General features: G+C 69.9%; 11 protein-coding genes. 8 read left to right on the top strand and 3 right to left on the bottom strand.

The annotated features are described in order from the left end of the window. The first annotated feature begins 7 nt into the window (after positions 1 to 7). From QSU92_RS06140 to QSU92_RS06115, 6 genes are all read left to right on the top strand, one after another. A complete protein-coding gene (locus tag QSU92_RS06140; protein WP_289265292.1) occupies positions 8 to 1,501 on the top strand; it encodes a M81 family metallopeptidase in 1,494 nt (497 codons plus the stop codon). Positions 1,502 to 1,520: 19 nt separating this feature from the next. Beyond that, on the top strand, positions 1,521 to 3,035 hold the full coding sequence (locus QSU92_RS06135; protein ID WP_289265291.1) for a M81 family metallopeptidase: 1,515 nt from the start codon (positions 1,521 to 1,523) through the stop codon (positions 3,033 to 3,035). After that, positions 3,032 to 4,504, top strand: a complete 1,473-nt coding sequence (locus QSU92_RS06130) for a M81 family metallopeptidase (protein ID WP_289265290.1) — start codon at positions 3,032 to 3,034, stop codon at positions 4,502 to 4,504. The genes QSU92_RS06135 and QSU92_RS06130 overlap by 4 nt, the downstream gene beginning before the upstream one ends. Before the next feature lie 65 nt (positions 4,505 to 4,569). Further along, a complete protein-coding gene (locus QSU92_RS06125; RefSeq protein WP_289265289.1) occupies positions 4,570 to 5,823 on the top strand; it encodes a multidrug effflux MFS transporter in 1,254 nt (417 codons plus the stop codon). A gap of 35 nt (positions 5,824 to 5,858) precedes the next feature. After that, positions 5,859 to 6,449 carry a TetR/AcrR family transcriptional regulator gene (locus tag QSU92_RS06120; RefSeq protein WP_289265288.1) on the top strand — a complete coding sequence of 197 codons (591 nt, stop codon included), beginning with the start codon at positions 5,859 to 5,861 and terminating at the stop codon, positions 6,447 to 6,449. Further along, positions 6,446 to 7,102 (top strand): HAD family hydrolase, encoded by a 657-nt coding sequence (locus QSU92_RS06115; RefSeq protein ID WP_289265287.1) that lies wholly within the window; start codon positions 6,446 to 6,448, stop codon positions 7,100 to 7,102. The genes QSU92_RS06120 and QSU92_RS06115 overlap by 4 nt, the downstream gene beginning before the upstream one ends. 12 nt (positions 7,103 to 7,114) lie before the next feature. On the opposite strand, the gene QSU92_RS06110 is transcribed toward QSU92_RS06115, so the two are convergent. From QSU92_RS06110 to QSU92_RS06100, 3 genes are read right to left on the bottom strand one after another with little or no spacing between them, the layout of a single operon-like run. Beyond that, positions 7,115 to 8,563 (bottom strand): aldehyde dehydrogenase family protein, encoded by a 1,449-nt coding sequence (locus QSU92_RS06110; protein ID WP_289265286.1) that lies wholly within the window; start codon positions 8,561 to 8,563, stop codon positions 7,115 to 7,117. Then, the gene (locus QSU92_RS06105) at positions 8,553 to 10,163 is read right to left on the bottom strand and encodes a thiamine pyrophosphate-binding protein (protein ID WP_289265285.1); all 1,611 of its coding nucleotides are present in this window, start codon (positions 10,161 to 10,163) and stop codon (positions 8,553 to 8,555) included. The genes QSU92_RS06110 and QSU92_RS06105 overlap by 11 nt, the downstream gene beginning before the upstream one ends. Positions 10,164 to 10,165: 2 nt before the next feature. Next, positions 10,166 to 11,536, bottom strand: coding sequence for a M20/M25/M40 family metallo-hydrolase (locus tag QSU92_RS06100; protein ID WP_289265284.1), 1,371 nt, complete (start codon positions 11,534 to 11,536; stop codon positions 10,166 to 10,168). A gap of 136 nt (positions 11,537 to 11,672) precedes the next feature. On the opposite strand from QSU92_RS06100, the gene QSU92_RS06095 reads away from it, so the two are divergent. Both QSU92_RS06095 and QSU92_RS06090 read left to right on the top strand, forming a co-directional pair. After that, positions 11,673 to 12,449, top strand: a complete 777-nt coding sequence (locus tag QSU92_RS06095; protein WP_289265283.1) for an electron transfer flavoprotein subunit beta/FixA family protein — start codon at positions 11,673 to 11,675, stop codon at positions 12,447 to 12,449. A gap of 7 nt (positions 12,450 to 12,456) precedes the next feature. Further along, positions 12,457 to 13,434 (top strand): electron transfer flavoprotein subunit alpha/FixB family protein, encoded by a 978-nt coding sequence (locus tag QSU92_RS06090; RefSeq protein ID WP_289265282.1) that lies wholly within the window; start codon positions 12,457 to 12,459, stop codon positions 13,432 to 13,434. The last annotated feature ends 441 nt before the right edge of the window (positions 13,435 to 13,875 follow it).

Below are 13,875 nucleotides of genomic sequence, written 5' to 3'. Positions count from 1 at the left end.
AACCATCATGCGCATCGGCATCACCGGATTCGGCGCCGAATCCAGCACCTTCTCCACCTTCCGCATGCGAAAGGAGCACTTCTCGGTGCAGCGCGGCGACGAGCAGCTCGCGCTGTACGACCTGGCCGGATGGTTCCCCGGTGTGGAAGACATCGAGTGGCTGCCGACCGTCCGCGCGCACGGCGGCGCGGGCGGACCCATCGATCCGGACGCCTACGACCGCTACGCGGACGAGATCGTGGATCGGATCCGCGACCTGGGTGCCATCGACGGTCTCTATGTCGACCTGCACGGCGCCGCGCACGTCGACGGCCGCGACGGCGCGGAAGAAGCGCTTCTGCGTCGCATCCGCGAGGTCGTCGGCGACGACACCGTCATCTCGATGTCGATGGACACGCACGGCAACTTCTCCCGCGAGCTGGCTGAGCTCGTCGACCTCGCGGTGTGCTTCCGTCACGCGCCCCACATCGATTCCGGCGCGATCCGCGAGCGCGCCGTGCGCAAGCTCGTCGAGGTCCTGCGCGATGGCCGCAGGCCGCTCAAGGCGTGGGTGCGGGTCCCCGTCCTGCTGCCGGGCGAACGGACGTCGACCGTCGTCGAGCCGGGAAAGACGGTCTTCGGAGGACTGGTCCCCGCCATCGAGCGCCACGGTGTCGTGGACGCGAGCCTGTGGGTCGGGTTCGCCTGGGCCGACGAAGACCGCAACGCGGCGGCCGTGATGGTGACGGCGTACGACGAAGAATCCGCACGCGCCTGCGCACGCGAGGTCGCGCAGGCGTACTGGGACGCCCGGAACGACTTCACGATCGTTGCCGAGAGCTCCGGTACGTGGGATGAGGCGCTCGACTTCGCCCTGGCCGGCCCGCCCTCGCCGCTGTTCATCAGCGACTCGGGTGACAACATCACCGCGGGCTCGGCAGCGGATATCACCTACGCGCTCACCGAGACCCTCGCACGTCAGGATGTCGTCGACTCGGGCCTGCGGTTCCTCTTCGCGGGCATCGTGGATCCGGCATCCGTCGACGCGGCGGTCGAGGTCGGTGTTGGCGGGACCCTGCGGCGCGGGATCGGCGCCGTGGTGGACGACCGCTTCGCCGGCCCCGTCGACCGCGACTGGGTGGTCGAGCGGCTCGTGCCGGGCTTGGTCGAGGGCGAGGGAACCGTGGCGGCCGTGCTCGCGTCGGGCGATATCCACGCCATGGTGCAGCGTGGCCGCTCGTACTTCATGGATCCGGCTGTGTTCGCGAAGGTCACGTCCCGCAACAAGCTCGCCAATCACGCCTACATCCCCTCCGACGGCTACGACGTGGTCGTGGTGAAGGTCGGCTACCTCTTCCCGGGGCAGACCGACGAGGCGCAGAGCTGGTTCATGGCCCTCACACCCGGCGGCACCGACCTCGACGTCGACCGTCTCGTCTTCGAGCGTGTCTGGCGCCCGATCTTCCCGCTCGACACCGACTTCGAGGCCGACCTCGAGCCGGTCATCCTGCCTGCCCGCTGACCACGAAAAGGACCACCCCATGCGCATCGCGATCGCCGGCGTCTCCGGAGAATGCAGCACCTTCTCGCACGACATCATGCGAGAGCCGATCTTCGACGTCACCCGCGGCCAGGAGCTGCTTGACCACTACGAATGGGACGACCGGCTGGGCGACCTCGTCGCCGACGTCGAGTGGGTCCCCATCATGCGCGCGGCCACCGGCGCGGGCGGACCTGTGGATCCCGAGTTCTACGACCGTGCGGAGGCCGAGATCCTCGAGGGACTGAAGGCGAACCTGCCGTACGACGGCGTCTACCTCGACATCCACGGTGCCCTCAACGTGCTCGGGCGCACCCGGCTCGAAGAGCGATTCGTCGGTCGCGTGCGCGAGATCGTCGGCGACGACACCGTCATTTCGGTGTCGATGGACCCGCACGGAAACTTCTCCGAGGAACTCGCCGAGTACGTCGACCTCGCCGCGTGCTATCGGCACGCGCCGCATATCGACCGGCTGCAGACGCGCGACCGCGCCGTCACCCAGCTGATCGAGACGATCCATCGCGGCGTCAAGCCGAAGAAGGCGTGGGTGCGCGTTCCGGTGCTCCTCCCGGGCGAGCGCACCTCGACGCTGTTCGAGCCGGCGACCTCGGTGTTCGGCGCGTTGATCCCCGCGATCGAGCGGTTCGGCATCCTGGACGTCAACCTCTGGTGCGGCTTCCCGTGGGCCGACGAGGACCGCAATGCCGCCGCCGTCTTCGCCACCGGCGACGACGAGGCCGCGATCGTCGCGGCCGCCGAGCACATCGCGCGCGGCTACTGGGATGCACGCGCCGACTTCGGCATCACGAGCCCCCACTACGGAACGTGGGACGAGGCGCTGGACTTCGTGCTGTCGGGAGCGCAGCGCCCGGTGTATCTCAGCGACGCGGGCGACAACGTCACCGCCGGCGGCTCCGGCGACATCACGGTGGCGCTCACCCGCACGCTGCAGCGGACCGATGTCATCGCCTCCGGTGCGAGGTTCCTCTTCGCCGGACTCGTCGACGAGCCGAGCCTCGACGCCGCGATCGAGGCCGGGGTCGGCGCGACAATCACCCGTGCCATCGGCGCCGTCGTCGACGAGCGCTATGCGCCCGCCGTGCCCGGCATCTGGACAGTCGAGAAGCTCATCGACGGCATCTACGGCGAGGGGATCGTCGGGGCGGTCGTGTCATCCGGCACCGTCTCGGTCAGCCTGCAGCGGTACCGCCAGCGCTTCGTCGGCGCGGCCGATCCCGCGACGCCCGCCTTCGCGATGATCGGCCTGGCCTACACGGATGTCTCGCCCTACGACGTCGTGGTGGTCAAGAACGGCTACCTGTTCCCCAATCAGCGGGAGACCTCGGGCAGCGAGTTCATGGCGTTCACGCCCGGCGGCACCGACCTCGACTTCGACCGCCTCACCTTCGAGCGCGTGTGGCGCCCGATCTTCCCCCTCGACCGCGACTTCGAGGCGGACCTCACCCCGACCGTGCTCGAGGTGAAGGCCCGCGAGTTCGGCACGCAGGGCGCATGAAGCTCGCGATCGCCGGCATCTACATCGAGGCGAGCACGTTCTCGCGGCATGTGACGCGGGCAGAGGACTTCATCGCGCGCCGGGGTGCCGACCTCGTCGCGGCGCACCCGCTCGCCGCGTGGCTGGGCCAGGCGTCGGACGGAGTCGAATGGGTGGGTGCACTCCACGCGATGTCCGGTGCGAGCGGGCCGATCGACGCCGACGTCTACGACGCCTTCGAGTCCGAGCTGCTCGAGAGGTTGCGGGCGGCGCTGCCGCTCGACGGCGTCTGGCTGCCGTTGCACGGTGCGCTGAGCGTCGTCGGCCGCGAACGCGTCGAGGAGCGCCTGGTCGGCCGGATCCGCGAGGTCGTCGGGGTCGATGCCGTGCTCTCGGCTTCGATGGACCCACACGGCAACATGTCGGCGGAGCTGGCATCCGTGCTCGATCTCGCCACCTGCCATCGGCATGCCCCGCACATCGACCACGAGAAGACCCGCCGGCGCGCCGTGCGCAACCTCGTCGATGTGGTGCGGCGTGGCGTCAAACCCGCCAAGGCGTGGGTGCGCGTCCCGGTGCTGCTGCCGGGAGAGCGTACGTCGACGGTCGTCGACCCGGGTCGGATGGTCTTCGGCCGGATCGACGGTGCGATCGCGGAGCGGGGACTGCGCGACGGCGGGATCTGGATCGGCTTCGCGTGGGCCGATGAGGAGCGCAACACGGCCTCGACGCTCGTGACAGGCGACGATGAGGCGGCTGCACTCGCCTGCGCCGAAGAGCTCGCCCGGAGCTACTGGGAGGCGAGGGAGTCCTTCGAGATCACCGCCCCGCACTACGGCACGCTCGACGAGGCGTTCGCGTTCGTCGAGGGCGGTGCGGCGACGCCCGTCGTCATCAGTGACGCGGGCGACAACGTCACCGCGGGCGCATCGGGTGACATCACGTACGCGCTGCACGCCGTGCGCGCTCGTGCGGGGCTCGCCGACAGGCGCGTGCTCGTGGCGGGTCTCGTCGATCCGGCCGCGCTGACGGCAGCGGTGGGAGCCGGCGTGGGGGCACGCCTGCAGCTGGCGGTGGGCGCCGGTCTCGACGATCGGTTCGGCGGGCCGGTGCTGACGACCTGGGAGGTGGAGCGTCTGGTGCCTGCACCGGACGGCGCCCGCATCAACGGCGCGCTGCTGCGCCACGGCACCGTGTCGGTGACCGTGCAGTGGGCGCGCGATCCGTTCGTGGCTCCGGATGACCCCGCCCTGCCGCCCGGGATCCTGACGGGGGTCGCGCATGTGCCGTGGGACGGCTACGACATCGTCCTGGTCAAGAACGGATACCAGTTCCCCAGTCAGGTCGCGGGCGCAGGATCGTCCTTCATCGCGGTGACGCCGGGTGGCACCGACCTCGACATGGATCGACTCGCCTTCACGCGGGTCGAACGTCCGCTGTATCCGTTCGACCGGGAGTTCGAGGCCGACCTCGCCGCGCGGCTGCTGTGAGCTGGAAAACTGAACGACATTCAAGATAAGCTGAACACAATTCAGTTTTCGAGGAGGCGGCGCGCGTGTCGGATCGGGTGAGATCGCGGCGGCGCATCGCCCCCGAGACCTCGATCGCGGTCAGTTTCGGCCTGATGGCGTCGCTGACGGCCATCATGTCGATGACGGCCTACAGCGTCGACTCGTTCCTGCCGGCGTTCCCGCTCGCTGCCGACGCGTTCGGTGTGCAGGCGAGCGCCCTGCAGCTGACGCTCAGCGCGTTCCTCGTGGGGATCGCGGTCGGCCAGTTGGTGTTCGGGCCGCTCAGCGACCGGCTCGGACGCCGGGGTCCGCTCATCGCGGGCGCCGCCGTGTGCGCCGGCGCTGCGGTCGTCGCCGCCCTCGCGCCGGATGTCACGACACTCATCGTCGCCCGGTTCATCCAGGGCGTGGCTGGGTCCTCGGGCACCGTGATCAGCCGCGCGATCATCCGGGATCGCACGGTGGGGGACCATACGGCGCGCACCCTCGCCTCACTCGCCGTCGGCGTCGGTGCCATGAACATCTTCTCGCCGATGATCGGCGGTCAGCTCGTGCAGTGGTTCGGGTGGCGCGGGCCGCTGTGGTTCCTCGCCGCTCTCGGCATCGTCCTGCTCGTCATCGTGATCCTGGTGGTGCCGGAGACGCATCTGCCGCATCATCGCGAGCGCAGCACCGGATGGCTCGGTCTGCCGACCGTCGTGCGCCACCTGAAGAACAGGATCTTCGTGGTCTACGTCCTCGTGCAGGCGGGTTCGTACGCGACCCTGATGGCGTACGTGTCCGCATCGCCGTTCGTCTACCAGGATCTGCTGGGCTTCGACGGAGCTCAGTTCGGATTGCTGTTCTCGATCAACGCGGCCGTCGCGGTGAGTGTCAACTTCGTCGCCAACCGGTGGATGCGCCGCCTCGGCGCCAAGCGCCTCGTGCTGCTGGGCCTCGGCCTGTCGGTCGCCGGCACGACCGTCACGGCCACGCTGTGGCTTCTTGACGCTCCGGCGACGCTGATCGCTGTCGCGATCACGTCGTCGATGGCGCCGCTGGCGCTGAACGGTCCGAACCTCATCGGCCTTGCGCTCAACCGGGTGCGAACGGCGACCGGATCGGCGGCTGCGACGATCGGCTTCGTGCAGTTCTGCGCTGGCTCCGCCGTCGCGCCGTTCGTCGGAGTGTGGGGCACGGGCTCGCTGATCCCGATGTGCGCGACCATGGCGGGACTCGCCCTGATTTCGGTGGTCGTGCTGTTGCTGTCCCGTCGCAGTGAAGCGGCGATCGACGCCGCCGCACGCGTGGTGGAGTGACGGCCCGCGCGGCGGCGCCGGGGTACGGTGGAGGAATGAGCGCGAGGGGGCAGTACGCCAAAGGCGTCGCCCGTCGCGAGGAGATCCTCGAGGCTGCGCTGACGGTCTTCGCCCGATCCGGATACCAGGGCACGTCGCTCCGTGAGGTGGCTGAGGTGACCGGGATGACGGCGGCCGGTCTTCTGCACTACTTCGGCACCCGCGAGGCGATGCTCACCGAGGTCGTGCGCAAGAAGGAGGAGCTTGCGCGGTCGACCGCGAACGGTGCATCCGTCCTGCCCAGGATGAGCAGATCGCTGCGCGGCAACGCCGATGTGCCAGGCCTCGTCCAGTTGCACGCCGTGCTCGCGGCGCAGGCGTCGGACCCCGCGCACGCCAGTCACGACTACTTCGTCGAACGTTACGGCGGCATCCGCGAGCGCCTGGAGGAGGACCTCCGTGAGAGGATCGCCGTCCGCGGGCTCGACCTGGACCCGGCCAAGCTCGCCCCCATCCTCATCGCGGTGGCCGACGGTATGCAGCTGCAGTGGATGCTGGATCCCTCGCTCGGCATGGCCGATCACTTCGACTACCTGCTCGAGGTGCTCGGCATCGGTGCCGACACGCCGTCAGAGGACCGCGCGTGACGACGCGGCTGCGCGCCGTGCTGTTCGACCTGGACGGCACGATCGCCGACACGGAGCCGTTGTGGGTGCGAGCGAAGGAGGAGATCGCTCGGCGGCACGCCATCGTATGGACGCGCGAGGACTCCGAACGCGCGATCGGTCAGCCTACCCCCGTCTACGCGGGAGAGTTCGTCCGTCGCGGAGCGCGGGGATCCACGGCGCAGATCGCGTCCGAGATCACCGCCCATGTCGCGGAGGGCATGGCCGAGGGCATCGCCTGGCGACCCGGTGCCCTGGTGCTCCTGACGGCGCTCGTGAATGCGGGGATCCCGACGGCGCTCGTCACTATGGCCTACCGTCCCGTCGCGGAGGCGCTCGCGGCGGCGACCGGGCTCGGCGTCTTCGATGTCATCGTGGCCGGCGACGACGTGGAGAAGTCCAAGCCCGACCCCGAGCCCTACGAGCGCGCGCTCGCCGCGCTCGGTGTGCCCGCCCGTGGATGCGTGGCGATCGAGGACACCGAGACCGGCGCGCGCAGCGCCGAAGCGGCCGGTCTGCGCACGCTCGTGGTGCCCAGCGTCCACGACATGGCCGAAAGCCCCCGTCCGGTCGGCCGAACCCTTCGGCCGACCCTCGAGGGCCTCATGCCGGCCGAGCTCGCCGCTCTGCTCTGACGATCAGCCGTGTCAGAAGAACGCCTCCGGTGCGTTCTGCCACGCGACGGCGCGCTGGAAGCGCCCGAGGCCGAGCTGCCCCACAGAGGTCGCCGCCGCCGTGTCGAGGGTCGTCGCGGGGAACGGCCCGCCGTGGTGCTGCGCGGGTGTCGTGTAGACGGCGCCCGGCCACTCGTCGACGATGACGCGGCCGGCGATGTGCCGCAGCGCACGCACCGCTCCGGCGATGCCGTCGCGGCAATCGGACTGCAGAGCGTCGCGCTCCGCGCCGCCGAGGTGGACCGTCGCCGTCAGTGAGCCGGGCACCCATTCAGGCAACGAGACGAGCGCGCGCTCGACATCGTCGCACTCCACGACGATGGACGAGGGGCCGAAGACCTCCTCGGCGATCGTGGACGCCTGAGTGCGAGCGGTCTCGAACGGCACGGTCACGATCGTCGGCGTCGCCCACACGTGGCCGTCCTCATCTGTGCGCACGGTGCCCTCGGCGAGCGGCCGCGCGCCCGAGACGCCGAGGACCGCCGCGCGGCGCTCGAGGTACTGCGCGCCGAGCGAGGGGTACAGAAGTCGATGCTCGGGCACCTCCTGCGCGCGGCGAGCGATCGCCTCGTCCAGCCCGTGGTCGCGAGGAACCAGCAGGAGGCCGGGTTTCACGCACACCTGTCCGCCCGAGAAGGCGACCTCATCGACGAAGCCGCGCCCGAGCTCCGCTCCGCGCTCGCGCGCGGCGTCCGCCGTCACCACGACGGGATTGACGCTGCCCAGCTCGCCGTAGAAGGGAATCGGCGCCGGGCGCGTCGCGGCCAGGCCAGCGAGGTGCCTTCCGCCCGCGAGGGAACCCGTGAAGGTCGCGACGGCGATCCGCGGATTCAACAGGGCTCGCACGCCCTCCTCGTTCCCCTCGATGAGCTGAAGGGGGCAGTCGTCGCGGTCGAACACTCGACGGGCGGCGCGCCGGACGGCATCGGCGGACGCGCGCGAGGTGGCGGGATGCCCGGGGTGCGCCTTGACCACCACCGGGCAGCCAGCAGCCAGCGCACCGGCGGAGTCCACCCCGGCGACGGAGAAGGCGAACGGGAAGTTGCTGGCGGCGAAGTTCAGGGCCACGCCGACGGGAACGAGCGTGCGACGTATGTCGGGGCGCGCGCCCCTCGGGAACCCGGGATCGGCGGGGTCGTGGACGGGCCGCCGGTCTCGGTCTTCCCGCACCCAGTCGGCGAGGAGACCCAGATTGACGCGGGTCTGGGCCACCTCGCCGCTCAGGCGATCCTCGCCGAGGCCGGTCTCGCGCCTAGCGATCGTCACGAGCTGCTCCGATACGGACTCGAGCTCATCGGCGATCGCGACGAGGAAGTCCGCGCGCTCGGCGCCGCTCGTGTCCCGATACCAGCTCAGCGCCTCCGTGGCTCGCGCGAGTGCGGTCTCGACGCTGTCGGTGGCTTCGGTGCGGTCAGAGGGCATCGATCAACTCCCACGGTGAGGGGAACTCCCCGACGACGGCCTCGACGAGGAGAGGAGCACGTGCGCTCAGGCCGGTGGCGACGGCATCCTGCAACTGCGGTGCATCGTGGACGCGCACCGATGCGATGCCGTACGCGTCGGCGAGTGTCGCGAAGTCCGGGTTGGTGAGCGTGCTGGCGATGTACCTGCCGTCCCAGTCGTCACGCTGCATGCGCCGGACGTTGCCGTAGTGGCCGTCGTTGAACACCACCGTGACGAGCGGGATGCGCTCGCGCTTCGCGGTCGCGAGTTCGGGCAGGGTCCAGGCGAACCCGCCGTCTCCCGTCACCGAGACGACGGCGCGATCACCGGCCCCCACCTGGGCGCCTAGCGCCGTGGCGAAGCCGTACCCGAGGGTGCCCTGGTATCCCGGGCTGATGAAATCGCCGCCCGCGTGCACGGGGAACGAGACGCTGGCGACGTAACCGACCTGCGTGTACTCGCTGACGAAGACCCCGTCCGAGGGGAGCGCTTCCCGGATGGCCCGGAGGTACGCATGCTGCGGCTCCAGCCGCGCCGTCTCGCGCCCGATCCAGTCTCGCAGCTCATCGCACTCGGCGCGGCGGTCGGTCGGCCGGTGGCCGCTCGAACGCAGCGCGTCCGTCAGCTCGCGGGCGAAGGCTCCCGCATCCGCAAGGACGGCGACGTCCGGCCGCCGCGGAGGGACGAACATGCGGGAATCGAGGTCGACGATGACAAGCGTCCCTTCACCGACGTCCGCCTGCTCGCCGTCGGTGCTGCCCAGGCGGGTGCCGAGGGCGAGGATGAGGTCGGCGTCGTCGCGCACCCGCCGCATCGCGAGGGGGTCGAGAACGAGCGGATGCCGGCTGTCGAAGGCGCCGCGACCATTCCGCGTCGTGACGATTGGCGCGCCGGTCGCCTCCGCGAGGGCCAGGACGTCGTCACCGGCGCGGGCGGCGCGCACCCCGCCGCCTGCGATGATCGCGGGCCGTTCGGCTCGCCCGACGAGGTCGCGCACGGTGGCGAGAACTCGCGCGTCGGGGCGCGGATGCTCCGGTGTCGCTGCCGCAAGCGGGGTCGCGCGCGCGGTCATGCGCAGCACGTCGGGCGGCACCTCGAGCGCCACGGGCCCCGTGACTCCGGAGCGCAGCTGGCGGAACGCCTCGTGAACGGCGGCGGGGATCTCGTCGGGGTGCCGGACGAGGTGATGCCACTTGGTGAGTCCGCGCAGCACGCCGCTCTGGTCAGGAATCTCGTGCAGAGCGCCGAACCCCCGACCGATGAGGTCGGAGCGGATCTGGCCGACGACGGCGAGCACGGGGCTGGAGCATGCGTACGCGGTGGACAGACCGGCGGTCGCGTTGAGCATGCCGGGTCCGGGAACGACCATCGCGACACCGGGCGTGCCGCGGGTGCGTGCGTAGCCGTCGGCCATGTAGGTGGCTGACTGCTCGTGGACGACGGGATGAAGGGTGATGCGGTCGGAGGCGTCGTGCAGCGCGGACATCGCGGGGTCCAGCTGCAGGCCGGGGAGGCCGAACACGTCCTGCACTCCCTCGGCGATGAGGCACTCCGTCAGGAGGTTCGCGCCGGTCGTCATGCTCACAGATCCCGCACGAACGACGTGTAGAAGGTGAGACCTTCGACGAAGCTCGAGATCGGTAGGCGCTCGTCGATCGCATGCAGGCTCTCGCGCTGTGCGAGCGACATACGGTACGGGCTGAAGCGGTACACGCTGTCGCTGATGCCCGTGTAGTTGCGGCTGTCCGTTCCGCCGTTGTTGACGTAGGGCACCACGAGCACGTCGTCACCGTAGGTGGCGTGGATGTGCCGCACGATGAGATCCCACTCGGCACCTTCCGACGGCGACACCGGCGAGGCGTCTTTGAGCTCGATCACCTCGATCGCGATTCCGTCGTCGTCGATGACCTGGCGCACCCGGTCGACGACGTCCGCCGGCGAATGGCCGGGCGCGATGCGCAAGCTCACTAGGGCGGATGCGCGTTCCGGGATGGCGTTGGCCGTCATCCCCGCCGAGACGACCGTGGTCACGGGAATGGTGTGCACCATCGCCCGGGCGTTGAGGCTCGCCGTGGCGAACGATTCGATCGCTCCGGCTTCGTCGCCGGCATCCAGCAGGCGAGCCGCCTCCGCGACAGGGCCCGGCGCGTGGGGTCCAAGGGTGCGGATGAGCCGCCGGTTCACATCGCTGAGGAGTGGGGTGATGCCGCGATCGTGGATTGCAACGATTGCGCGGGCCAGCCGCACCGTCGCCTCCTCGAGGGGCGGCACAGCAGAGTGCCCACCCGGGGCGGACAGCGATAGGCGCAGCGTCCCCGTTCCCTTCTCGCTGACGCCGATGCACACGACGTCTGCGTTCACGGGGCCGAGGATGCTCTCGCCCACGATGCCGCCCTCGTCGATGACAAGGCGCGGCCTCACCCCTCGTTTCTCGAGCAGTTGAACGATGCTCGGTGTGCCGTCGCCGAGAACTTCCTCATTGTGCGTGAACGCGAGGTAGACGTCAGACCGAGGTGTGAAGCCGCTGATAATGGCTTGCTCCACCGCTGCGAGGATGCCGGCTAGCGAGGCTTTGTCATCGATGCTCCCGCGCGCCACGAGGTGGGGCTCCCCGTCGACGTCCACGATGTCCGCTGCAAAGGGAGGAACGGTCCAAGCGCTTTCGTCCTCGACAGGCACCACGTCATAGTGCGCCATCAGGACTGTCGGTTCTGTGTCGGTCATCCCGCGCCAGCGGAAAAGCATCGCGTGTTCGCGCACGATCTCCAGAGAGAGGCTTCCGTGCAACTGAGGATAGCGAGCGGCGATGTCTTCGCGGAATTGCTCGAAAGGTGCCCAGTTCGTTCCACGGTCACCGAGTCGCGAGATGGTCGGAATCCGAACCAGCGCGCGGTAGTTCTCGATCGCCTGATCTACGAAGTCGGGCTCTAACGGGGGGACCAAATTGCGCATGTTGAAACCCTAACAGCATTTAGTGGTCGCTTGTTTGCCGCTGCAGGAGGTGTGCTCCGACGGTCGGGCGTCGCCCTCGGCTTTCCGGACGGCCCGATAGCGAACATAGACTCGACCAGACGGACAAGGAGGCTCCATGAAGATCGTGGTGCTGATCAAAGAGGTACCTGACACGTGGGGTGATCGGAAACTGAGCCTGGAGACCGGGCTCGCCGAACGCGACGCCAGCGATCGCGTGCTGGATGAGATCTGCGAGCGCGCGCTCGAGGTCGGTCTTTCGTACGCCGACGCGCATGAAGGCACCGAGGTCGTCGTTCTGTCGATGGCGTCGGAAGCCTCGACCGCGACCGTGCGCAAGGGGCTCGCGATGGGCGCGGCGTCGGCGGTGCAGGTGGTCGACGGCGATCTCCTGGGAGCCGACATGGGGCTCACGGCCGAGGTGCTCGCAGCGACGCTGCAGCGGATCGGATTCGATCTGGTGATCGCCGGCAACCTCTCCACCGACGGCTCGGGCGGGATGATCCCCGCGATGGTGGCCGAGATCCTGGATGTCCCGAGCGCGACGAACCTGACGTCGGTCGAGATCTCCGACGGTGCCGTCGAAGGCGTCCGGCTGAGCGATGCCGGTTCGATGCGGCTGCGAGCAGAACTCCCGGCGGTGGTCTCGATCACCGAGGCGCTCCCCGACGCGCGATTCCCCAACTTCAAGGGGATCATGGCGGCGAAGAAGAAGCCGTTCGAGACGCTGGGTCTCGCCGACCTCGGCCTGGATGCCGCCGACCCCGATGCGGCGCGCTCGATCGTCATCTCCCTGGCCGAGCGGCCGCCGCGCGAGGCGGGCGTGAAGATCGTCGACGAGGGCGATGCCGGTCGGAAGCTCGCCGACTTCCTCGCAGAGAACCGGCTGGTGTGAGGACGTGATGGCTGATTACGCGGATGACGCGATCCTGGTCCTGCTGGACGTGATGCCATCGGGTGAGCTGGCCAAGAGTGCGGCGGGACTCGTCGGGGCGGCTGCTTCGGTGGGGACACCGGTGGCGCTCGTGGTGACCGACGACGGGGAGGCGGTCGCCGCGGCCGCCGCGGAGCTCGGCGCCGGCACGGTGCTGATCGCGCCGCCCGGCGAGGGGCTCTCGGTTCCGGTCGTCGACGCGCTCGACGCCGCCATGGCCGAGGTGCGACCCGACGCCGTACTGATCTCGCACTCGGTCGAGGGACGCGAGGTCGCCGCCCGCTTCGCCGCCCGCTCGCGGTCGGGTGTATGCGCCGATGCGGTCGGTGTCTCCCGCGACGCCGAGGGCGTCGTCGCGCACCACTCGGTGTTCGGGGCGGCCTACAACGTCGATGCCGCAGTCACGTGGGGTGCGCCGGTCATCACCGTGCGGCAGGGAGCGATCGAGGCACGCGCCGAGGCGGTGGCGAACCCGGTCGTGGAGACGCTGGCCGTGTCGGGGTCGGGCCGGCGCGCGGCATCAGTCCTCTCCGTCGAGGAGGCCGCCGCGACCTCGAGCCGGCCGGAGCTCCGGGGAGCGACGAAGGTCGTCTCGGGCGGCCGGGGGCTCGGGTCGGCGGAGAAGTTCGCGCTCGTGGAGCAGCTGGCCGACGTGCTCGGCGCCGCGGTGGGCGCGTCGCGGGCGGCCGTCGACGCAGGGTACGTGCCGCAGTCGTATCAGGTCGGACAGACCGGCGTCTCGGTCTCGCCGCAGTTGTATGTCGCTCTCGGCATCTCGGGGGCGATCCAGCACAAAGCGGGCATGCAGACGGCCAAGACGATCGTCGCGATCAACAGGGACGGCGACGCGCCGATCTTCGGGATCGCCGATTTCGGCGTCGTCGGCGACCTCTTCACCGTCGTGCCGCAGCTGATCGAGGCGCTCGAGGCGAAGAAGAAGGCGTAACGGATGGCGACGTTTGCGCGGACTGTGCGTCGTGGCCTCCCACGGGTCGCCGGCGGCGATCCGTGGCCGCCGGTCGGTGAGGCGCCGCCGGCCGTCGAGGCGCCACCCGTCGCGCAGGCCACGCCCGTCATCCCACCAGCACAGCAGGTCGAAACGCCCGCCGACCCGTCAGAAAACGTCGTTCCCGCGGCATCCGGGCCGCAGAAATCGACGGGTCGCGAGCCGAGGAGGATGCGACGGGGTCTGCCTCGGGTCGCGGGCGGCGAGCCGTGGCCACCCGCCGCACCCCCGGCCGCCCCGCGAGCGCAGCGAGTCGAAACGCCCGCCGCATCCCCGGTCGGGGAGCGCGCGGAGAACCACGCAACGCCCGCCGACCCGTCAGAAAACGTCGTTCCCGCGGCATCCGAACAACAGGAATCGACGGCTCGCGGGGCAGTGGGT

The organism is Microbacterium sp. ET2 (genome assembly GCF_030347395.1).
Taxonomy (GTDB): domain Bacteria; phylum Actinomycetota; class Actinomycetes; order Actinomycetales; family Microbacteriaceae; genus Microbacterium; species Microbacterium albipurpureum.
Note: the sequence above shows the minus strand (reverse complement) of the source record. Positions and strands in the feature narration are given on the sequence as shown.

Bases quoted from the DNA above. Each gene is read 5' to 3' on its own strand.
- QSU92_RS06140 (WP_289265292.1), top strand. From the start codon at position 8: ATGCGCATCGGCATCACCGGATTCGGCGCCGAATCCAGCACCTTCTCC.
- QSU92_RS06135 (WP_289265291.1), top strand. From the start codon at position 1,521: ATGCGCATCGCGATCGCCGGCGTCTCCGGAGAATGCAGCACCTTCTCG.
- QSU92_RS06130 (WP_289265290.1), top strand. From the start codon at position 3,032: ATGAAGCTCGCGATCGCCGGCATCTACATCGAGGCGAGCACGTTCTCG.
- QSU92_RS06120 (WP_289265288.1), top strand. From the start codon at position 5,859: ATGAGCGCGAGGGGGCAGTACGCCAAAGGCGTCGCCCGTCGCGAGGAG.
- QSU92_RS06110 (WP_289265286.1), bottom strand. From the start codon at position 8,563: ATGCCCTCTGACCGCACCGAAGCCACCGACAGCGTCGAGACCGCACTC.
- QSU92_RS06105 (WP_289265285.1), bottom strand. From the start codon at position 10,163: ATGACGACCGGCGCGAACCTCCTGACGGAGTGCCTCATCGCCGAGGGA.
- QSU92_RS06100 (WP_289265284.1), bottom strand. From the start codon at position 11,536: ATGCGCAATTTGGTCCCCCCGTTAGAGCCCGACTTCGTAGATCAGGCG.
- QSU92_RS06095 (WP_289265283.1), top strand. From the start codon at position 11,673: ATGAAGATCGTGGTGCTGATCAAAGAGGTACCTGACACGTGGGGTGAT.
- QSU92_RS06090 (WP_289265282.1), top strand. From the start codon at position 12,457: ATGGCTGATTACGCGGATGACGCGATCCTGGTCCTGCTGGACGTGATG.